The following is a 19,070-nucleotide window of genomic DNA, read 5'->3' as shown; positions in this document are numbered from 1 at the left end:
GGTTGGTGGATACACCCTAGGGGTGGGGGAACCGAGGGGGGGACCGTGGAGCGGCGGGTAGTGGACACCCGTGACCGCCGCTCCACGGACAACAGGCCCGCGGAACGTCTCACGACGCGCCTTCAGAACGTCACACGGCTCTCAGCCGAAGACCGCCAGGCTCTTCGCCTTGCCCTTGTGTTCCTCGACCAGGGCGATGAAACGGCCCTCCGGGTCGAAGACGGCCACCGCACCTGCTGCCCCGTACTCGTCGGGCATCTCCAGACGTACGCCGTTGGTGAGCAGGCGGGCCCGTCTGGCGTCGACGTCCCAGCGCGGGAACGCGGCTGCCGCGGCCTCCGCGATCGGCATCACGCTCAGCTCCTCCTGGAGCTGGTCCAGGGTTCTGGCGGAGTCCAGCTTGTACGGGCCCACGCGCGTCCTGCGCAGAGCGGTGAGGTGTCCGCCGACGCCCAGGTCGGCGCCAAGGTCCCGGGCCAGCGCCCGGATGTAGGTGCCGGAGGAGCAGACCACCGACACCACCAGGTCGAGCACGGGGGTGCCGTCCTCGGCGACGGCGTCCCGGACGTCGTACACGCTGAACGACGAGACGGTGACCGGCCGAGCGGGAATCTCGAACTCCTCGCCCTCCCGCGCCCGCTTGTAGGACCGCACTCCGTCGATCTTGATGGCGCTGACCCTGGACGGCACCTGCATGATGTCGCCGGTCAGCTTGGCGATCCCGGCGTCGACGGCCTCGCGGGTGACCTTCGAGGCGTCGAGCGACCCCGTGATCTCGCCCTCGGCGTCGTCGGTCAGGGTCGTCTGCCCGAGACGGATCGTCCCGAGGTACTCCTTCTCGGTCAGCGCGAGGTGCCCGAGGAGCTTGGTCGCCTTCTCGACGCCGAGGACGAGCACGCCCGTCGCCATGGGGTCGAGGGTGCCGGCGTGTCCGACGCGGCGGGTCCTGGCGATCCCGCGCATCTTGGCGACCACGTCGTGCGAAGTGAAGCCCGACGGCTTGTCGACGATGACAAGGCCGTCGGGCGTGGTGGTGCGCTTCTGGGTCATTCCGCGGCGTCGCCGTCCGTCTCGTCCTCGGAGCCCGGCTTCCGGTACGGGTCCGCGTCACCGGCGTAGGCGGCGCCCGCGGACGCCTCGCGCACCTTCTCGTCGGACTGGCGTGCCTTGTCGAGGAGATCCTCGATGGTCCGGGCGGTGTCCGGAAGGGCGTCGGCGACGAAGGCGAGGGTCGGCGTGAACTTCACGCCGGCCGCGCGGCCGACCTCGGAGCGCAGGATGCCCTTGGCGCTCTCCAGGCCGGCGGCCGCGGCCGCCCGCTCCTCGTCGTCCCCGTACACCGTGTAGAAGACGGTCGCCTCCCGCAGGTCACCCGTGACCCGGGTGTCCGTGATGGTGACGTGTGAGCCGAGCCGCGGGTCCTTGATCCCGCGCTGCAGCTTCTGGGCCACCACCTCCCGGATGAGGTCCGCCAGCCTTTTCGCCCGCGCGTTGTCGGCCACTGGTCCGTCTCCCGTTCTTTCCTGTCTCGTTCTTGGGTCGTCAGTCGTCTTCGCCGTGGAAGCGCCGTCTGACGGACAGCAGTTCCACCTCGGGGCGTCCGGCGACCAGCCGCTCGCACCGGTCCAGTACCTCGGTCAGGTGCCCCGCGTCGCCGGACACCATCGCCAGGCCGATGGCGGCCCTGCGGTGAAGGTCCATGTGATCCACCTCGGCCGCGCTCACCGCGTACTTCCGCTGGAGCTCGGCGACGATCGGGCGGACGACGGAGCGCTTCTCCTTCAGCGACCGTACGTCGCCGAGGAGCAGGTCGAAGGACAGAGTCCCCACATACATGTGTGTAGCCGGTTCACCCGCCGGTACGGGATCGATGGCCCTGCCATCCACCGGGCAGGGACATCAAGAAAGGTACAACGAACGGGCGGGTGGCTCGACGGGATTTCGCCCGTCTCCTTGGGCCGGTGGAGCCCCGGTACACGGCACGCCGGCCGACGGGAACCTGTCCCGTCGGCCGGCGAAGGAACCGTCGGCCGTTACGCCCGCGGCTTCTCGCGCATCTCGTACGTCGCGATGACGTCGTCGACCTTGATGTCGTTGAAGTTTCCGAGGTTGATACCGCCCTCGAAGCCTTCGCGGATCTCGGTGACGTCGTCCTTGAAGCGACGCAGACCCTCGATGTTGAGGTTCTCCGCGACCACCTTGCCGTCACGGATGAGGCGCGCCTTGGTGTTGCGGCGGACCTCGCCGGAGCGGATGAGCACACCCGCGATGTTGCCCAGCTTGGACGACTTGAAGACCTCGCGGATCTCCGCCGTACCGAGCTCGACCTCCTCGAACTCCGGCTTGAGCATGCCCTTGAGGGCCGCCTCGATCTCCTCGATCGCCTGGTAGATGACCGAGTAGTAGCGGACGTCCACGCCCTCGCGCTCGGCCATCTGCGCGGCACGGCCGGCCGCACGGACGTTGAAGCCGATCACGATGGCGTCCGAGCCCATCGCCAGGTCGATGTCCGACTCCGTGACCGCACCGACGCCGCGGTGCAGGACGCGGATGTCGACCTCTTCGCCGACGTCGAGCTGGAGCAGGGAGGACTCGAGGGCCTCGACGGAACCGGAAGCGTCACCCTTGATGATCAGGTTCAGCTGCTGGACCTCGCCGGCCTTCAGCACCTTGTCCAGGTCCTCCAGCGACACACGGCGCGTGCGCTTGGCGAAGGCCGCGTTGCGCTCACGGGCGGCGCGCTTCTCCGCGATCTGACGGGCCGTGCGGTCCTCGTCCACCACGATGAAGTTGTCGCCCGCACCCGGGACGTTGGTCAGGCCCAGGACCTGGACCGGCGTCGACGGGCCGGCCTCGGCCACGTTGTTGCCGTTGTCGTCGAGCATCGCCCGGACGCGGCCGTACGCGTCGCCGACCACCATCGTGTCGCCGACCCGCAGCGTGCCTCGCTGGACGAGGACCGTCGCCACGGCACCGCGGCCGCGGTCGAGGCGGGACTCGATCGAGATGCCCTGCGCGTCCTGGTTCGGGTTGGCCCGCAGGTCGAGCGAGGCGTCGGCCGTAAGGATCACGGCCTCCAGCAGCGAGTCGATGTGCAGACCCTGCTTGGCGGAGATGTCGACGAACATCGTGTCGCCGCCGTACTCCTCGGCCACCAGGCCGTACTCGGTCAGCTGACCGCGCACCTTGGTCGGGTCCGCGCCCTCGACGTCGATCTTGTTGACCGCGACGACGATCGGGACGTCGGCCGCCTTGGCGTGGTTGAGCGCCTCGACCGTCTGCGGCATGACGCCGTCGTTGGCCGCGACGACCAGGATCGCGATGTCGGTCGACTTGGCACCACGCGCACGCATGGCGGTGAACGCCTCGTGACCCGGGGTGTCGATGAAGGTGATCTTGCGCTCTTCGTCGTTGACCTCGGTCGCGACCTGGTAGGCACCGATGTGCTGGGTGATGCCGCCGGCCTCGCCCGCGATGACGTTCGTCTTGCGGATGGCGTCGAGCAGCCGGGTCTTTCCGTGGTCGACGTGACCCATGACGGTGACGACCGGCGGACGGACGACCAGGTCCTCCTCGGTGCCCTCGTCCTCGCCGAACTCCAGGTCGAAGGACTCGAGCAGCTCGCGGTCCTCCTCCTCGGGGCTGACGATCTGAACCGTGTAGTTCATCTCGTCGGCGAGGAGCTGCAGCGTCTCGTCGGAGACGGACTGCGTGGCCGTGACCATCTCGCCCAGGTTCATCATGACCGCGACGAGCGACGCCGGGTTGGCGTTGATCTTCTCCGCGAAGTCGGTGAGGGAGGCACCGCGCGACAGGCGAATGGACTCGCCGTTGCCGCGAGGCAGCATCACGCCGCCGACCGACGGGGCCTGCATGGCCTCGTACTCCTGGCGCCTCTGCCGCTTCGACTTGCGACCGCGACGCGCGGGACCGCCGGGACGACCGAAGGCGCCCTGCGTGCCACCGCGACCGCCCGGACCACCGGGACGACCGCCGAAGCCGGGACGGCCACCTCCGCCGGCGCCCGCGGGACCGCCGGGACGACCGGCGAAGCCACCGCCACCGCCGCCACCGGGACCGCCGGGACGACCGGCGAAGCCACCGCCGCCACCGCCACCGGGACGACCGGCGAAGCCGCCGCCCGGACGACCGCCGCCGCCACCGGGACGACCGCCGCCGCCGGGACCGCGGCCGCCGGGGCCACCGCCGCCGGGACGCGGGCCCGCAGCGGGACGCTGCGGCATCATGCCGGGGTTCGGACGCGGACCGCCGGGGCCACCGCCGCCGGGACGCGGACCGCCGCCCTGCGGACGGGGCATGCCGCCCGGCGTGGGACGCGCGCCGCCCGGAGCCTGCGGACGGGGACCGCCCGCCGCACCCTGGGGACGGGGACCGCCCTGGCCCTGCGGACGCGGAGCGCCGCCGGGAGCACCGGGGCCGCCGTGGCCACCGGGACGGGGCGCACCGCCCGGACGGGGCGCCTGCGGGCGCGCCATGCCGGTGGAGCCACCGGAGGTGAACGGGTTGTTGCCCGGACGGGGACCGGCCGGACGGGCACCGGGACGCGGGGCCTGGCCACCCGGACGCGGGGCGCCGGGACGCTGGCCCTGGCCGCCGCCCTGACCGGGACCGGCCGGACGGGCACCGGGACGCGGGGCCTGGCCACCCGGACGCGGAGCGCCCGGACGCGGGCCGGAGGCCGGTGCCGCGGGAGCCGACGGGGGTGCCGTGAACTCGGGGGCCGTCGGGGCCGGGGACGCCGGAGCGGGCTTCGGCGCGGGCTTCGGGCCCGGGGTGGGGCGCGAGCCGGGGGTTGCTGCGGGGGCGGCCGGAGCCGCGGGCCGCTCGGCCGCCGCGGGCTTGGGGGCCGCCGGGCGCGGGGCGGCCGGACGGGCAGCCTGCGCCGGGGAGGGGGCTGCCGGCTTCGCCGGGGCAGCCTTGCGGGCGGGGGCGGGCTTGCCGCCTCCGTTGCCCTGCTGGAGGGCGTCCGTCAGTTTGCGGACAACGGGCGCCTCGATGGTCGAGGACGCCGAACGGACGAATTCACCGAGTTCCTGGAGCTTGGCCATGACGACCTTGCTCTCCACACCGAACTCCTTGGCGAGTTCGTATACCCGGACCTTAGCCACTTCGCTCCTTTTAGGTCCGGGTTGCGGCCGGACCGTCGCTACTTCATGGGCGTACTCATCGCGTACTCATCGAGTGCTCATCGCAATCTCGACCTACTTCCGACTCGCGAGGTACCAGGGCCGCACGGGGTTCCGCACGACGCTTCTTACGGTGTTGCCTGCTCAGCAACTGTCTGTCTGCTCGACGTACTGGCGCAACGCCTTTGTGTCGAGCGCTCCCGGGGCGCGCAGCGCCCGCGTGAACGCCCGGCGGCGTACCGCCTGGTCGAGACAGACCAGGGCGGGGTGTACATACGCACCCCGGCCGGGCAGCGTACCGCGAGGATCAGGGACGCACGCGTCCTTGATCGCCACGATCCGCAGCAGATCGGTCTTGGCCGCCCGCTCCCGGCAGCCCACACAGGTGCGTTCAGGGCATGCTCGGGCGTGCGTCCGGCCAGACACCTTTAAGTCTACCTCCCCGCGGCCACCTCACCCCTTTGGGGCAGGATTCGAACACTTGCCGCGCATATATCTGACGTGATCCAACCGACCGCAGGCCGAGATCTATTCCCCTGGCTGTTCGGTGTCCGGACGGATGTCGATCCGCCAGCCCGTGAGCCGGGCCGCAAGCCGGGCATTCTGCCCTTCCTTGCCGATCGCCAGCGACAGCTGGTAGTCCGGCACGGTCACCCGCGCGGACCGGGCCGCCATGTCCACGACCTCGACCTTGGAGACACGGGCCGGGGACAGCGCGTTCGCCACCATCTCGGCCGGGTCGTCCGACCAGTCGACGATGTCGATCTTCTCGCCGTTCAGCTCGCCCATGACGTTGCGCACCCGGCCGCCCATGGGGCCGATGCAGGCGCCCTTGGCGTTCAGACCCGAACGGGTGGACCGTACGGCGATCTTCGTACGGTGACCGGCCTCGCGTGCGATGGCGGCGATCTCGACGGACCCGTCGGCGATCTCCGGCACCTCCAGGGCGAAGAGCTTCTTCACCAGATTGGGGTGCGTACGGGACAGGGTCACCGAGGGACCGCGGACACCCTTCGCCACCCGGACGACGTACGAGCGCAGACGCATGCCGTGCGGGTACGTCTCGCCCGGCACCTGCTCCTGCACCGGCAGGATCGCCTCCAGCTTGCCGATGTCGACGAGCACGTTCTTCGGGTCGCGGCCCTGCTGGACCACACCGGTGACGATGTCGCCCTCGCGGCCGGCGTACTCGCCGAGCGTCGCGTCGTCCTCGGCGTCGCGCAGCCGCTGCAGGATCACCTGCTTGGCCGTGGTGGCGGCGATACGGCCGAAGCCGGACGGGGTGTCGTCGAACTCACGGGGCTCCTGGCCCGGCTCCAGGTCCTCGGGGTCCTCCTTCGCCCACACGGTCACATGCCCGGTCTCCCGGTTGAGCTCCACGCGCGCGTGACGGCGGCTTCCCTCGGTGCGGTGGTAGGCGATGAGGAGGGCCGCCTCGATCGCCTCGACCAGCAGGTCGAAGGAGATCTCCTTCTCCCGTACCAAGCCCCGCAGGGCACTCATGTCGATGTCCACGGCTACGCCTCCTCCTCTTCCTTCATGTCCTTCTTGTCCTTGCGGCTGAACTCGACCTGCACGCGCGCCTTGTCGATGTCCGGGAACGCGAGTCTGCGGGTGGTGGCCTTGCGGCCTTTCACACCGGGAACCTCCACGTCGAGACCGTCCTCGTCCACGGCGAGGATGCGGGCGACGAGCTCGCCCCCCTCGCGCAGTTGGAACTTCACCAGACGGTCGGTGGCGCGCACATAGTGGCGGTGTTCGGTGAGGGCGCGCTCCGCGCCCGGGGTGCCGACCTCGAGGGTGTACTCGCCGTTGCCCATCGCGTCCGTGTCGTCGAGCCTCGCCGAGAGCGCGCGGCTCACATCGGCGATCTGGTCCAGGTCGGCGCCCGTGTCGGAGTCGACGACTACGCGCAGCACACGCTTGCGGCCGACCGAGTCCACTGCGATCTCTTCGAGATCCAGGCCTTGGGAGGTGACGAGCGGTTCCAGGAGCTCTCGCAGCCTCTCGCTCTGGGTGGTGCTCATCCGGGTGACTCCTCGGCCGCGTGTGCTGTTGTGGGAAGGTCGCGTGTCTGGTCAAAGGGTATCCGGTCCCGGAGAGTGTTGCCGTCCACCGGTCGCCGGACCTGCGCCGGGGCGTGGTGGGTGCCGCTGAGTGATGGCGGGCGGGTACACGGGTACGGTGATCACGGGCGTGCCGCCCCGCTCCGGTCTTTCCTTCCTACGAGTTCCCCGAGGACGTCTGCCGTGCCGTTCCCCCCGCCCTCGCGGACCCGTTCCGGGCCGCGTCGAAGAAGCCTGCTCGCCTCGGCCGCGGGCGCCGCCCTGCTGGCCGGCTGCTCCGACGCGTCCGAGGACTCCGCCGGCACGAGCGGCAGCCCGTCGGCCGCCCAGCGGGCACGCGCGCGTGCGGCACGCGAGAGCGGGTCGCTCGTGGAGTCGTACGACGCGGTGCTCGCCGTGCATCCGGCGCTGGCGGAGCATCTGGCGCCGCTGCGGGCGGAGACCGTGCGCCATGCGGAGGCGTTTGGGGGGAGCGGAGCGGCCGGGCAGACCCGGGAGGCGTCCCCGGCGAACTCCTCGGCCCCGGCCCCGTCCTCCGCCGACCCGTCGGCCGACCCGTCGCCCGCGGTGCCGGGGAACGGGCCGGCCGCCGTCCCGGCGAACGAGAAGGACGCGCTCGCCCAGCTCGCCGCGGCGGAGCGCGCGCTCGCCGACCGGCGCACCGAGGCGCTGCTCGGTCTGCCGGGCGAACTGGCCCGGCTGCTGGCCTCGGTGGCGGCGGCCGGCGCGGCGCACGCGTATCTGCTGACGGAGGGTGCCAGGTGAGCGGGGCGAAGGAAGGCGAACTGGAGGCGGTGCAGGCCGCGCTGGCGGCCGAGCACGCGGCGGTGTACGGCTACGGGGTGGTCGGCGGGCGGATCCGCGAGGAACGGCGGACCGAGGCCCGGGCGGCGTACGACGCCCATCGGGCGCGGCGCGACGCGCTGTCGCGCACGGTGCGGGACCTGGGCGGTGAGCCGGTTGCCGCGGCTGCCGCGTACGCGCTGCCCTTCCCGGTGGCGGACTCCGCCACCGCGGTCAGGCTCGCGGCCGAGTTGGAGGACCGGGTGGCCGGGGTGTACTCCGACCTGGTGCGGGCAGCGGAGGGCGAGCGGCGGCGCACGGCCGCCGAGGCGCTGCGGGAGGCGGCGGTGCGGGCGGTGCGCTGGCGCGGCGAGAGCGTAGCCTTCCCTGGTCTCGCCGAGCGGGCCGGCACGCCCGCGCCGTCGGCGACGCCGACGGCATAGGGCACCGCTCAGCACGTACGGGAAGGGAACAACTCGCGCATGGCTTTCGAACCGCCGCAGCGTCTTGTGAGGGCGCTCGGTGAGAGCGCGCCGGACGGTGACGACTGGTTGGACAAGCTGCCCGAGGCGCTACGACAGGCCGTCGCACTGCGCGAGTTGACCGTCGAGCGGGTCCAGGTGCCGGGCGGACGCAGCAGCCTGGTCGTGCTGGTGCGGCGGCCGGACGGCACGCCCGCCGTGCTCAAGCTCGCCCCGCAGCGGGCCCGGCCGGAGAGCGAGCGGGCCGCGCTCGCGCACTGGGGCGGCGCGGGTGCCGTACAGCTTCTGGAGCCGTTCACGGCACCGGGTGTGCTGCTGCTGGAGCGGCTGCACCCGGATGTGTCGGTGCGGTCGCTGCCGGAGGCGAAGGCGCTGCTGGAGGCGGCCGGGACGCTGCGGCGGCTGTGGGTCGAGGCGCCGGCGGGCGGTGCCTTCGAGAGCGTGGCCGAGCGGACCGGGCGGCAGGCCGAGGCGATGCGGGCGAGCGCCGACACCGATGCCGAGGTGGTACCGCTGGTCGCCGCGGCGCTCGCGGCACGCGAGGAACTGCTCGCCGCGCCGCCCGAGCGGCGGCTGCTGCACGGGACCTTCCGGCAGAGCAAGGTGCTCGCCGCCGAGCGGATGCCCTGGCTGGCCGTGGGTCCCGATCCCGTGGTGGGCGAGTGCGCCTTCGATCTGGCACGGCTGGTGCGCGACCGGGTGGAGGACCTGATCGCCTCGCCGTCGGGTGCCGCGACGACCCGACGGCGGGTGAAGCGGCTGGCGGAGTCGCTGGATGTGGACCAGGACCGGTTGCGCGGCTGGACCTTGTTCCGGGCCGTGGAGTCGGGCGTACGGGCACTGCGGGTGGGGCGGCCCCAGGATGCGGAGCTGTTGCTGGAGTTCGCGGGCTGGCTCTAGCCAGGCCTGTCGCCCGGTTCGGTGGAGGATCTGCCGACGCGGTCCGGGAGCGCGCCCCCTGCCGGGGGCGGCAGGGGGCGCTGGGAGTCCGGTCGGCGCACCTCCCGAGCTTGCCGGCCGGAGTCTCGTGGGCCCGCCGGTGCGGTTTCAGTGACCGGCAGGGTGGTCGCTCGGCTCGGTTCCGGTGGTGATGTCGTGGACGGTCGTTTCGAGTGCCAGCAGCCGGGTGTGCCGCCGGATGTGCGCGTACTGGTCGGGGCTGTCGGGGCGGTCGGGGCTGTCGTCGGGCCAGGTCTCCGGGTGGTCCGCGGCCGCTTCGGCGTAGGGCACATGGCGGAACAGGGCGAGGTCGCCGGGCGGGATGCGCCAGGACATCGGCCATCCCCCGGCCACCAGACGCAGCGAGCGGTGCGTGCCGTCCTGCGCGGTGCCGGCGGTCGGCGTGATGACGGCGCTCGCCGGGTGCAGCGCCGCCAGCCAGGCCAGGAGGTGCGCGCGCTCGTGACGGGCTCGGCCGAGCTCCCGCGCGTAGGAGTCGGCGTACTGCTGCCAGTGCGCCACCGCCTGCCGGTGGACGGCGAGGTCGGACTCCAGGCGCCGCCGCGAGGTCTCCCGCCGATGGGCGCCACGGCTCGGCAGGAGGCTGCGGAACAGGCCTCGCAGCCGCGACGATCCCCTGCTGGATACGGACATGGGGTGCTCCGGTGTGCGGTGAAGGGGGTGCCCCATCAGGGGCTGGTCTGCGCCGGTCCCGCCGCCTGCCTCCGGGTGGAACCGGTGCGGCGGTAGTGCCCTGCGCTCCGGGCGTTGGCGGCACGGCACGCGTCATCGACCGGCTCCCGCTTGCGCAGGTGCCGCTGGTACGCCGCCCGAGTACCGCAGGGCGCGGGCTCGCGTCGCGGACGGTCTCCGCCGGGGACCGGCGCCGTGGGGTCCGGCGGCTGGGGCCGGCGCCGGACCCTACGCTCCAGGTCGTACCGCTGGGGTCCGGTGAGCCCGGCGACGATGCCCCCGCGATGGCTCTTCGGCAGCCCCTCCTCGCGTTGCAGTACGGCTGCCCGGCACGGGACGCGTACGGGGCAGGCCGTGCAGATCTCCATCGCCCGTGCCTGTGTGCGGCGGGAGAACCAGAGCTCCGCGTCCTCGTGCCGGCAGGCGGCGCTCAGCTCCCATTCCCGCCCCGGGCGCGGGGCGGTCGCCGACCTCATCGGGGCCGTCCCTCGGCCGGGTGCGCGTCGGGAACCGGCGTCAGCGGGCCCGCGTACGCCTCCACGTTGGCGAGTGAACACCGTTCCGGTCGGCCGTCCGGCGACATCATCGGCATCCCGTCGGGGGTGCGCAGTCCCTGGAAGTACCAGAGGTCCCCCTGGGCATCGCGGTACGGAAGCACCAGGTCGTAGGTGATCCCGCCGAGCCGGAACGGCCGTTTCTCGCGCGCCGCTCCCCCGGCCGCCGCCCCGGGGGACGCGGGCGTGATCCCGAAGTAGGTGCGCCACCGGGCCCATTGGTCCGGGCCCTCGACATGGAGAACGACCCGCACCGTGTCGCCGTCGGCCCGAACGCTCAGCACCCCGGGCCGCCGGCCGATGTCCCGCTCGACGGCGGCGGCCACGCGCCGGGCCCGCCCGCAGGAGGCGTCCCGGGCGAGTGCCTGCCGCTCCAGCTCGGTCGCCCCCCGCGGGGCGGAGGACCAGCCCCCGTCGGCCGTGCGGTGCAGCACGATGCCGAGGAGCCGGCCGGGGTCGGCCAGGAGGCGGGCGGAGTCCAGGGCGTGGGCGATGGCGGCGGCCTGTTCGGGCCGGACGGACGCCACCGTCGTGTGGATCACGCTCACCGCTTCGGACAGGTTCCTGTTCACGCCGGCACCGCCCGGACCGTCCAGCGCAGTCGCCGCAGCGCACGGTGGGTCAGCGCCCGGACGGCGCCGACGGTCCGGCCCATCACGAGAGCCGTCTCCTCGGGCGACAGCCCGCCGAGGTAGCGCAGTTCCACGCAGTACCGCTGGGGCGGGCTGAGCGTCCTCAGGGCGCGCTGAACCGTCTCGCAGGCCTCGACGGCCTCCAGTTCGCGTAACGCCAGGGACTCGGTGCCGCAGTCGGGGGATTCCGTGTCCTGCACCTCGGCGACCAGGGTCTCCAGCCGGGTGCGACTGCGGCTCATCTCGTCGAGGTAGAGATTCCTGGCGATGGTGATCAGCCATGCCTTGAACTCCCTGCCCTGCCAGGCGAAGCCGCCGATGCCCCGCAGCGCGCGCGTGAACACCTCCTGGACCAGATCCTCGGCGAGGTGCGGATCGCGCGTGCGGAGCAGCAGGTATCGGTGCACAAGGCGGTGGTGCTCGCCGTAGAGGACGGCGAACGCCTCGCGGTCACCTGTGCGGGCCCGCGCCACCACCGCGGGCTCCGGACCGCTCGGGGCGGTCCGGGTGTCGGACTGTACGGACACGATCGGTGCTCCTTTCACATCTTCAATCTGCATGTAGATGTAGATTCGCTGCTCGCACATCAGGCACGCTCGGGCTGCTGGTTTCACACAGAGAGCACACCCGCTCCCGGAACTATCTACAGTCTTCACGTAGATGCATATAGTGTCAAGTCGCCTGCGGAGCACGAGAGTTGGGAGTAAGACAAGGCTGATACATCACGCACGAGGGGGCGCGTGATGGCGCGCCGGTCCTTCGAATGCTCCTGCACGCGACCCGGGATGGGGTCCTCGATCTGCAATCTACTTGCGCATGTAGATATTCATGGCCGATCCTCTGACGTGTGACGAGCCAGCCGACACCGCCAGTAGAGCCCGAACCGGGCGACGATCCCGCGCGCCGGGGCGAGGACCTGGCGGCCCTGCTCGAACGTCTCCTGTCGGCGTCGCAGGGCAGGACCCAGAAGGACCTGGCGTCGGAGGCGGGCATCTCGTACCCGACCCTCAACGCGTGGATGAACCGGACGCGCGGCACCTCCCGCATCGACCCGGAGAAACTGCGGGCCATGGTCGAGGTGTTCCGGCGCTGGGGCGTGCGGACGACACCCAGGGAGTTCTTCGAGGCCGTCGGCAGGCCGGTCCCCGGACCCAGCCGGGACGAGCGCGAGGCACGGCTCCTGAAGCTCTACCGGCAGCTGCCCGAGGCCCGCCAGCGGGCGCTGCTCAAGGACGCGGAGGCGATGCTGCAGGTCAGCCGGATCACCTGAGGCGACCCGGCGGCTGCGGCCCGGCCTGGCTGTAGGCCCGGCATTTGCGCCATTTCCGGCCACAGTCACTACCGCCTCCGGATATGCCGAAAACCCCACCGGTGCGCACCGGCCCCGGTACCATCAGTCAGCCGCTGTCCTCCCGGAGCGGATCACTTCATTGCCGTCGTGCATCCCTGGGGAGACAGTCGTGTGCGTCCACGTTTCGATGGCAGACCAACTGCCGGCCATGGTCGTCTGGGACCCGGACGAGGTGTGCGTCCTCGTCGCGCGGGGCTTCCCCGTGCTCGACGTGGTCAGGGAACTGCGGGCCCTGCTGACGATCGATCTGGGTGCGCCCGAGGGAAATGGCAACGTTCTCCTGTGCTTCTGCGGTGCGCGCGTGCCCCTCCCGGCCGAACTCCTCGCCTGTACCGTCGCGGCGGAGGCCTGCTGACGGCGACAAGCGGACGCCGGGTACCGCTATGACCGTTCCCCTCCGTGGTGACGTGGTGTCACGTCCTACGGTCGGGGAACGGCCCGGGAGAACTCTGTGAGGCAGATGCCGGATGCAGCTCAGGCCGTCAGGCGCGCGACGGCCTCCTCGACCGTCAGCTCCTCGCGCTCGCCGGTCCTGCGGTCCTTCAGCTCAACGACGCCCTCGGCGGCCCGCCGCCCGGCCACCAGGATCTGCGGTACGCCGATCAGCTCGGAGTCCGTGAACTTCACGCCCGGGGACACCCCGGGCCGGTCGTCCACCAGAACTCGGACACCGGCCTGAGCCAGCTTCTGGGAGACGTCGAGCGCCAGCTCGGTCTGCAGGGCCTTGCCGGCGGCGACGACGTGCACATCGGCCGGGGCGACCTCCTTGGGCCAGCACAGGCCCTTGTCGTCGGCGGTCTGCTCGGCGAGGGCCGCGACCGCGCGGGAGACGCCGATGCCGTACGAGCCCATGGTGACGCGGACCGGCTTGCCGTTCTGGCCGAGGACGTCGAGCTTGAGGGCGTCGGTGTACTTGCGGCCCAGCTGGAAGATGTGGCCGATCTCGATGGCGCGGTCGAGCTTGAGGCCGGTGCCGCAGAGGGGGCAGGGGTCGCCCTCCTGCACCACGACGACGTCGACGTACTCGTCGACCTCGAAGTCACGGCCCGCGACCACGTTCTTCGCGTGCGTGTGCTCCTTGTTGGCGCCCGTGATCCACGCGGTGCCCGGCGCCACACGCGGGTCGGCGAGGTACTTCAGCTTCTCCCGGCCCTGCGGGCCGACGTAGCCGCGGACCAGGTCCGGGCGGCCCGCGAAGTCCTCGGCGGTGACCAGCTCGACGGCGGCCGGGGCGAAGTGCGCCTCGACCTTGCCCATGTCGACCTCGCGGTCGCCCGGGACTCCGACGGCGACGATCTCGCCGTCGACCTTGACGAGCAGGTTCTTCAGGGTGGCGGAGGCCGGGACGCCGAGGTGGGCGGCGAGGGTCTCGATGGTCGGGGTCTCCGGGGTCGGGATGTCCTCGGCCGCGGGCACGCCGGCGGCGTCCACGGGCTTCAGCTCGTAGGTGATCGCCTCGGTGTTGGCCGCGAAGTCGCAGTTCGGGCAGTCCGCGAAGGTGTCCTCGCCGGCGTCGGCCGGGGCGAGGAACTCCTCGGACTTGGAGCCGCCCATGGCGCCCGCGGTCGCGGCGACGATCCGGTAGTCGAAGCCGAGGCGCTCGAAGACCCGCTGGTAGGCCTGGCGGTGCAGAGCGTACGACCGGGCGAGACCGTCGTCCTCCAGGTCGAAGGAGTACGAGTCCTTCATCAGGAACTCGCGGCCGCGCAGGATGCCGGCACGGGGGCGGGCCTCGTCCCGGTACTTGTGCTGGATCTGGTAGAGGCTGACCGGCAGGTCCTTGTAGGAGGACGCCTGGTCCTTCACCAGCAGGGTGAAGATCTCCTCGTGGGTCGGGCCGAGGAGGTAGTCGCCGCCCCTGCGGTCCTTGAGGCGGAACAGCTCCTGGCCGTACTCGTCCCAGCGGCCGGTCGCCTCGTACGGCTCCCGCGGCAGCAGGGCGGGGAGCAGCACCTCCTGGGCGCCGATCGCGTCCATCTCCTCGCGGACGATGCGCTCCACATTGGAGAGGACCTTCTTGCCGAGCGGCAGCCAGCTCCAGATGCCGGCGGCGGTACGGCGGACGTAACCGGCGCGGACCAGCAGCTTGTGGCTGAGGACCTCGGCGTCCGCCGGGTCGTCGCGCAGCGTCTTCGCCATCAACTGGGACATGCGCTGGACCGGTGCGTTCGCCATGTTCTCGTACTCCTGCTGCGTAAGGGTGATGCCAGGAGGTTAGCGGGGTGGGACGGGACGGTGGAAATCGGTTAGCGGCGAAGGAGAGGCAGCGGGGCGCCCATCACGGCATACGGCTTGGGGGCGCTGGGGAACAGGACCTGGCGAGCCAGGTCCCGGTAGCCGAGGGAGTGGTAGAGGCCGCGGGCGGGGCTGTCGGTGTCGATCGCGGAGAGGATCGAGCGGGGTTCGACGGCGGTGTCCGTGATCGCGGTGATCAGCCCGCGGCCGACGCCCCGGTTCTGGTAGCTCGGGTGGACGTGCAGCTCAGTGATCACGAAGGAGTTGTCGAGCCAGTCGTCGTGGCCCCGGGCGCGCAGATACGGCTCCACGACGGTGGACCACCAGTGGGTGCGGTCGTTGGGCATGCCGTACACGAAGCCGACGAGCCGGCCGGCGGTCGTGGCACCTAGGGCGCGGGCTCCCGGGTAGGCCATGTGCCGCAGGACGATCTGACGGCGTACGGCGATCTCGTCGGCGCCGAGGCCGAAGGCCACCGCCTGGACCGCGAGGGCCTCGTCCACGTGGGCGGAGAGGTCGAGGGGGCCGATCACGATGTCTGCGGGGTGGGGGCGGCCGTGACCGGGAAATCGCATGTGGGGAGAGTACCCGCTCAGAAAAGGACGCTCATGAACTCACCGATCTCCTGGAAGCCCACCCGCCGGTAGGTCCTGCGGGCAGGGGTGTTGAAGTCGTTGACGTACAGGCTCACCACCGGGGCGACGTCCGCGAGCGCGTAGCGGAGCACCGCCGCCATGCCCGGGGCCGCCACTCCCCTGCCCCGGTATGCGGGGTCCACCCACACGCCCTGGATCTGGCAGGCGCGGTCGGTCGCGGCGCCGATCTCCGCCTTGAAGACGACGTTGCCGTCGGGGCCGAGGCGGGCGAAGGAGCGGCCGGAGCCGACGAGTTCGGCGACGCGGGCCTGGTACAGCAGCCCGCCGTCCCCCGCGAGCGGGGAGACGCCGACCTCCTCGGTGAACATCGCCACGCACGCGGGCATGATCGTCTCCATCTCGTCCTTGCGGATACGGCGGACGTACGGATCCGGGGCGATGTCGGCGGGCATGCGGTCGGTGACCATGAGCGGCTGGTGGGCGCGGACCTCGCGGGGCGGGCCCCAGCTGGGTTCGAGCAGACGCCACAGTGCGGCGGTGGGGTCGGCCGGGCCGACGATGGACGAGCAGCGGCGGCCGGCCCGGCGGGCGCGGTCGGCGAAGGCGCGTACGGCCCGCGCAGTGGCGCAGATCGGGACCAGGTTGGCGCCCGCGTAGCACAGGGACGTCAGCATGCCGTCCTCGTACCAGCCCCACATCTCGCCGCCGAGCCGCCAGGGGTCGAGGCCGGCGACCTGCACCCGGGCGGTCACGAAGGCGTTCACGACCGGCTCGCGGTGGAGGACGGCGAGCGCGGCGTCCAGGTCGCTCGGTTCGAGAACCCGGGAGGTGGTCTGGGTCAACACGTGCGGGGCCTCACCTAGGGTCTGCTGATCCCCGCACTGTACCTGCGGAAACTGGGCGGCGCCGCCCCGTGGAGGGTGCCGTACGTCTGCACGTGACCTGAAGCCCTCTGCGGCGCCGGACGTCCCGTCAGCCCGCCACCGAGACCGACGGCTCCCCGCTCGTCGCTCCGTCCGCCTCCATCTGTTCGGCCAGCTTCATGGCCTCCTCGATGAGGGTCTCCACGATCTTGGACTCGGGGACGGTCTTGATGACCTCGCCCTTGACGAAGATCTGGCCCTTGCCGTTGCCGGAGGCGACACCGAGGTCGGCCTCGCGGGCCTCGCCGGGGCCGTTGACGACGCAGCCCATGACGGCGACGCGCAGCGGGACCTCCATGCCGGTCAGGCCGGCGGTGACCTCTTCGGCCAGCTTGTAGACGTCGACCTGGGCGCGGCCGCAGGACGGGCAGGAGACGATCTCCAGGCCGCGCTGCTTGAGGTTCAGCGACTCCAGGATCTGCAGGCCGACCTTGACCTCCTCGGCGGGCGGCGCGGAGAGGGAGACGCGGATCGTGTCGCCGATGCCCTGGGAGAGGAGGGCACCGAAGGCGACCGCCGACTTGATCGTGCCCTGGAAGGCCGGGCCGGCCTCGGTGACGCCCAGGTGCAGCGGGTAGTCGGACTGGGCGGCGAGCTGGCGGTACGCCTCGATCATCACGACCGGGTCGTTGTGCTTGACGGAGATCTTGATGTCCCGGAAGTCGTGCTCCTCGAAGAGGGACGCCTCCCACAGGGCGGACTCGACGAGGGCCTCGGGGGTGGCCTTGCCGTACTTCTGGAGCAGGCGCTTGTCGAGCGAGCCCGCGTTCACGCCGATGCGGATCGGGGTGCCGTGGTCCTTCGCCGCCTTGGCGATCTCCTTGACCTTGTCGTCGAACTGCTTGATGTTGCCGGGGTTGACCCGGACCGCGGCGCAGCCGGCCTCGATGGCCGCGAAGACGTACTTCGGCTGGAAGTGGATGTCCGCGATGACCGGAATCTGCGACTTGCGGGCAATGGTCGCGAGGGCGTCGGCGTCGTCCTGGGTGGGGCAGGCCACCCGGACGATCTGGCAGCCGGAGGCGGTCAGTTCGGCGATCTGCTGGAGCGTGGCGCCGATGTCGGACGTACGGGTCGTGGTCATCGACTGCACGGACACGGGCGCGTCGCCGCCCACCGCCACGGACCCGACCTGGATCTGCCGGCTCTTGCGGCGCTCGGCGAGCTTGGTCGGAACGGACGGCATGCCGAGAGAAATCGCAGTCATCTGCTGTGCAACCCCAAGTCGTGGATCAAGGTCCGGTCCCGTCAGCGGCGGGCTCCAGGCTTCGAGATTACGGCACATGCCAGGGACGGAGCACACCACGCCGGTAACGGCACCCGATGAGAGGCGGCCCGGAAACGAGCATTCCGGGCCGCCTCGAACACCGTGTGACTAGGAGATGCGCACCGGGTTAACCACGTCCGCGATCAGCACCAGGATGGTGAAGCAGACGAAGATCCCGGCGACCACGTAGGCGACCGGCATCAGCTTCGCCACGTCGAAGGGACCCGGGTCCGGCCGGCGCAGCACCTTCGCCGTGTTGCGGCGCAGCGACTCCCACAGCGCGCCCGCGATGTGGCCGCCGTCCAGCGGCAGCAGCGGGAGCATGTTGAAGAGGAACAGGGAGAGGTTGAAGCCCGCGACCAGCATCACGAACATGGCGAGCTGCTGGGTGGCCGGGATGTCGAGGGTGAAGATCTCGCCGCCGACGCGGGCCGCGCCGACCACGCCCATGGGCGAGTCGTCGGCGCGCTCGCCGTCGCCGAAGGCCGCGTCCCACAGGCCGGGGATCTTGGCGGGCAGGGCGGCGAGGGAGTCGACGGCGTCGCCGACCCGGTCGCCCATCCAGGTCACGGACTCGCCGAAGTCCTGCTTCACGATGCCGGTGGCGGCGCTGAAGCCGAGGAAGCCGGCGTTGACGTACTGGTCCGGGACGACCTGTCCGCCGGAGTCCTTCTTCGCGACCTGGTTGGTGGCGATCTTCGCGTGCAGGGTGACGTCCTGTCCCTTGCGTTCGACGACGATCGGCACGTCCTTGCCGGGGTTGGCACGGATGAGGTCGGAGAGCTTGTTCCAGTCGTCGGTCCGCACGCCGTTGAACGAGACGATCTTGTCGCCCGGCTTGAGACCCGCGGCGGCGGCCGGCGCGGCGGGGTCGGACTTCTTGCAGGTGTCGCGGTTCTCGCTCTGTGCGATGACGCACTGGGAGACCGAGCTGACGGTGGTGGTCTGCTGGGCGACGCCGAAGCCCATGAGGACGGCGAAGAACAGGGCCACGGCCAGGATGAGGTTCATGAACGGGCCCGCGAACATCACGATGACGCGCTTCCAGGGCGCGCGGGTGTAGAAGAGGCGGGTCTCGTCACCCGGCTTCAGCTCCTCGAACGCGGCCGAACGGGCGTCCTCGATCATGCCGCGCCAGGGGGAGGTGGAGCGTGCTTCGAGACGGCCGTCGGGTCCCGGCGGGAACATGCCGATCATCCGGATGTAGCCGCCGAACGGGATGGCCTTGATCCCGTACTCGGTCTCACCCTTCTTGCGCGACCAGATGGTCGGGCCGAAACCGACCATGTACTGCGGCACGCGGATGCCGAAGAGCTTGGCCGTGGACAGATGCCCCAGCTCGTGCCACGCGATCGAGACCAGCAGGCCGAACGCGAAGACGACTATGCCGAGGATCATCATC

21 protein-coding genes are annotated in these 19,070 nt (G+C 71.4%); 5 read left to right on the top strand and 16 right to left on the bottom strand.

The features are described 5' to 3' along the window. Positions 1-141 precede the first annotated feature (141 nt). The 7 genes from truB to rimP all read right to left on the bottom strand — a co-directional run bounded on the left by truB (position 142) and on the right by rimP (position 7,174). Positions 142-1,050 (bottom strand): tRNA pseudouridine(55) synthase TruB, encoded by a 909-nt coding sequence (gene truB, locus F7R91_RS30810; protein WP_150954248.1) that lies wholly within the window; start codon positions 1,048-1,050, stop codon positions 142-144. Continuing rightward, positions 1,047-1,502: a 30S ribosome-binding factor RbfA gene (gene rbfA, locus F7R91_RS30805; RefSeq protein ID WP_150954245.1), complete on the bottom strand. Its 456-nt coding sequence runs from the start codon at positions 1,500-1,502 to the stop codon at positions 1,047-1,049. The genes truB and rbfA overlap by 4 nt, the downstream gene beginning before the upstream one ends. Before the next feature lie 40 nt (positions 1,503-1,542). Then, positions 1,543-1,836, bottom strand: a complete 294-nt coding sequence (locus F7R91_RS30800; RefSeq protein WP_150954242.1) for a DUF503 domain-containing protein — start codon at positions 1,834-1,836, stop codon at positions 1,543-1,545. Between the two features lie 197 nt (positions 1,837-2,033). Then, on the bottom strand, positions 2,034-5,129 hold the full coding sequence (gene infB, locus F7R91_RS30795) for a translation initiation factor IF-2 (RefSeq protein ID WP_150954239.1): 3,096 nt from the start codon (positions 5,127-5,129) through the stop codon (positions 2,034-2,036). Between the two features lie 162 nt (positions 5,130-5,291). Then, positions 5,292-5,573 (bottom strand): YlxR family protein, encoded by a 282-nt coding sequence (locus tag F7R91_RS30790; RefSeq protein ID WP_150954236.1) that lies wholly within the window; start codon positions 5,571-5,573, stop codon positions 5,292-5,294. Positions 5,574-5,675: 102 nt separating this feature from the next. After that, a complete protein-coding gene (gene nusA / locus F7R91_RS30785) occupies positions 5,676-6,662 on the bottom strand; it encodes a transcription termination factor NusA (RefSeq protein ID WP_150954233.1) in 987 nt (328 codons plus the stop codon). A gap of 2 nt (positions 6,663-6,664) precedes the next feature. Further along, a complete protein-coding gene (gene rimP, locus F7R91_RS30780) occupies positions 6,665-7,174 on the bottom strand; it encodes a ribosome maturation factor RimP (RefSeq protein ID WP_150954230.1) in 510 nt (169 codons plus the stop codon). A 222-nt stretch (positions 7,175-7,396) separates the two neighbouring features. Here rimP and F7R91_RS30775 point away from each other — a divergent pair, with 222 nt between their 5' ends. Genes F7R91_RS30775 through F7R91_RS30765 form a run of 3 tightly spaced genes read left to right on the top strand, consistent with a single transcriptional unit; the run spans position 7,397 to position 9,378 of the window. Beyond that, positions 7,397-7,978: a hypothetical protein gene (locus tag F7R91_RS30775; protein ID WP_150954226.1), complete on the top strand. Its 582-nt coding sequence runs from the start codon at positions 7,397-7,399 to the stop codon at positions 7,976-7,978. Then, positions 7,975-8,439: a ferritin-like domain-containing protein gene (locus F7R91_RS30770; protein WP_150954223.1), complete on the top strand. Its 465-nt coding sequence runs from the start codon at positions 7,975-7,977 to the stop codon at positions 8,437-8,439. The genes F7R91_RS30775 and F7R91_RS30770 overlap by 4 nt, the downstream gene beginning before the upstream one ends. A 39-nt stretch (positions 8,440-8,478) precedes the next feature. Then, entirely contained in the window at positions 8,479-9,378 is a 900-nt protein-coding gene (locus F7R91_RS30765) for an aminoglycoside phosphotransferase family protein (RefSeq protein ID WP_150954220.1), read from the top strand. 147 nt (positions 9,379-9,525) lie between these two features. On the opposite strand, the gene F7R91_RS30760 is transcribed toward F7R91_RS30765, so the two are convergent. From F7R91_RS30760 to F7R91_RS30745, 4 genes are read right to left on the bottom strand one after another with little or no spacing between them, the layout of a single operon-like run. Beyond that, on the bottom strand, positions 9,526-10,071 hold the full coding sequence (locus F7R91_RS30760) for a hypothetical protein (protein ID WP_150954217.1): 546 nt from the start codon (positions 10,069-10,071) through the stop codon (positions 9,526-9,528). A 35-nt stretch (positions 10,072-10,106) separates the two neighbouring features. Continuing rightward, the gene (locus F7R91_RS30755; protein WP_150954214.1) at positions 10,107-10,586 is read right to left on the bottom strand and encodes a WhiB family transcriptional regulator; all 480 of its coding nucleotides are present in this window, start codon (positions 10,584-10,586) and stop codon (positions 10,107-10,109) included. Continuing rightward, entirely contained in the window at positions 10,583-11,236 is a 654-nt protein-coding gene (locus F7R91_RS30750) for a BN159_2729 family protein (RefSeq protein WP_150954211.1), read from the bottom strand. The genes F7R91_RS30755 and F7R91_RS30750 overlap by 4 nt, the downstream gene beginning before the upstream one ends. Further along, complete coding sequence (locus F7R91_RS30745) at positions 11,233-11,823, bottom strand: RNA polymerase sigma factor (RefSeq protein WP_225320868.1); 591 nt, start codon at positions 11,821-11,823, stop codon at positions 11,233-11,235. The genes F7R91_RS30750 and F7R91_RS30745 overlap by 4 nt, the downstream gene beginning before the upstream one ends. Before the next feature lie 320 nt (positions 11,824-12,143). Between F7R91_RS30745 and F7R91_RS30740 the strand changes: the two genes are divergently transcribed. Continuing rightward, entirely contained in the window at positions 12,144-12,566 is a 423-nt protein-coding gene (locus F7R91_RS30740; protein ID WP_150954206.1) for a helix-turn-helix domain-containing protein, read from the top strand. A gap of 190 nt (positions 12,567-12,756) precedes the next feature. Continuing rightward, on the top strand, positions 12,757-13,002 hold the full coding sequence (locus tag F7R91_RS30735) for a hypothetical protein (RefSeq protein ID WP_150954203.1): 246 nt from the start codon (positions 12,757-12,759) through the stop codon (positions 13,000-13,002). Between the two features lie 119 nt (positions 13,003-13,121). Here F7R91_RS30735 and F7R91_RS30730 read toward each other — a convergent pair whose 3' ends face one another. The 5 genes from F7R91_RS30730 to F7R91_RS30710 all read right to left on the bottom strand — a co-directional run bounded on the left by F7R91_RS30730 (position 13,122) and on the right by F7R91_RS30710 (position 19,069). After that, positions 13,122-14,822 (bottom strand): proline--tRNA ligase, encoded by a 1,701-nt coding sequence (locus F7R91_RS30730; RefSeq protein ID WP_150954200.1) that lies wholly within the window; start codon positions 14,820-14,822, stop codon positions 13,122-13,124. A 71-nt stretch (positions 14,823-14,893) separates the two neighbouring features. Beyond that, a complete protein-coding gene (locus tag F7R91_RS30725) occupies positions 14,894-15,457 on the bottom strand; it encodes a GNAT family N-acetyltransferase (RefSeq protein WP_150954197.1) in 564 nt (187 codons plus the stop codon). 17 nt (positions 15,458-15,474) lie between these two features. Beyond that, positions 15,475-16,323 carry a GNAT family N-acetyltransferase gene (locus tag F7R91_RS30720; RefSeq protein ID WP_150954193.1) on the bottom strand — a complete coding sequence of 283 codons (849 nt, stop codon included), beginning with the start codon at positions 16,321-16,323 and terminating at the stop codon, positions 15,475-15,477. Between the two features lie 127 nt (positions 16,324-16,450). Beyond that, a complete protein-coding gene (gene ispG, locus F7R91_RS30715; RefSeq protein WP_150954189.1) occupies positions 16,451-17,608 on the bottom strand; it encodes a flavodoxin-dependent (E)-4-hydroxy-3-methylbut-2-enyl-diphosphate synthase in 1,158 nt (385 codons plus the stop codon). 168 nt (positions 17,609-17,776) lie between these two features. After that, positions 17,777-19,069: a M50 family metallopeptidase gene (locus F7R91_RS30710; protein ID WP_150954325.1), complete on the bottom strand. Its 1,293-nt coding sequence runs from the start codon at positions 19,067-19,069 to the stop codon at positions 17,777-17,779. Between the last annotated feature and the right edge of the window lies 1 nt (position 19,070).

Source organism: Streptomyces luteolifulvus (assembly GCF_008806595.1).
GTDB lineage: Bacteria > Actinomycetota > Actinomycetes > Streptomycetales > Streptomycetaceae > Streptomyces > Streptomyces luteolifulvus.
The sequence above is the reverse complement of the archived record's forward strand: the minus strand, read 5'-3'. Positions and strand labels throughout refer to the sequence as shown.

Coding starts and splice junctions, on each gene's coding strand:
- F7R91_RS30710 (WP_150954325.1), bottom strand. CDS start 19,069: ATGATGATCCTCGGCATAGTCGTCTTCGCGTTCGGCCTGCTGGTCTCG.
- F7R91_RS30755 (WP_150954214.1), bottom strand. CDS start 10,586: ATGAGGTCGGCGACCGCCCCGCGCCCGGGGCGGGAATGGGAGCTGAGC.
- F7R91_RS30725 (WP_150954197.1), bottom strand. CDS start 15,457: ATGCGATTTCCCGGTCACGGCCGCCCCCACCCCGCAGACATCGTGATC.
- F7R91_RS30730 (WP_150954200.1), bottom strand. CDS start 14,822: ATGGCGAACGCACCGGTCCAGCGCATGTCCCAGTTGATGGCGAAGACG.
- F7R91_RS30760 (WP_150954217.1), bottom strand. CDS start 10,071: ATGTCCGTATCCAGCAGGGGATCGTCGCGGCTGCGAGGCCTGTTCCGC.
- truB (WP_150954248.1), bottom strand. CDS start 1,050: ATGACCCAGAAGCGCACCACCACGCCCGACGGCCTTGTCATCGTCGAC.
- F7R91_RS30765 (WP_150954220.1), top strand. CDS start 8,479: ATGGCTTTCGAACCGCCGCAGCGTCTTGTGAGGGCGCTCGGTGAGAGC.
- F7R91_RS30800 (WP_150954242.1), bottom strand. CDS start 1,836: ATGTATGTGGGGACTCTGTCCTTCGACCTGCTCCTCGGCGACGTACGG.
- ispG (WP_150954189.1), bottom strand. CDS start 17,608: ATGACTGCGATTTCTCTCGGCATGCCGTCCGTTCCGACCAAGCTCGCC.
- rimP (WP_150954230.1), bottom strand. CDS start 7,174: ATGAGCACCACCCAGAGCGAGAGGCTGCGAGAGCTCCTGGAACCGCTC.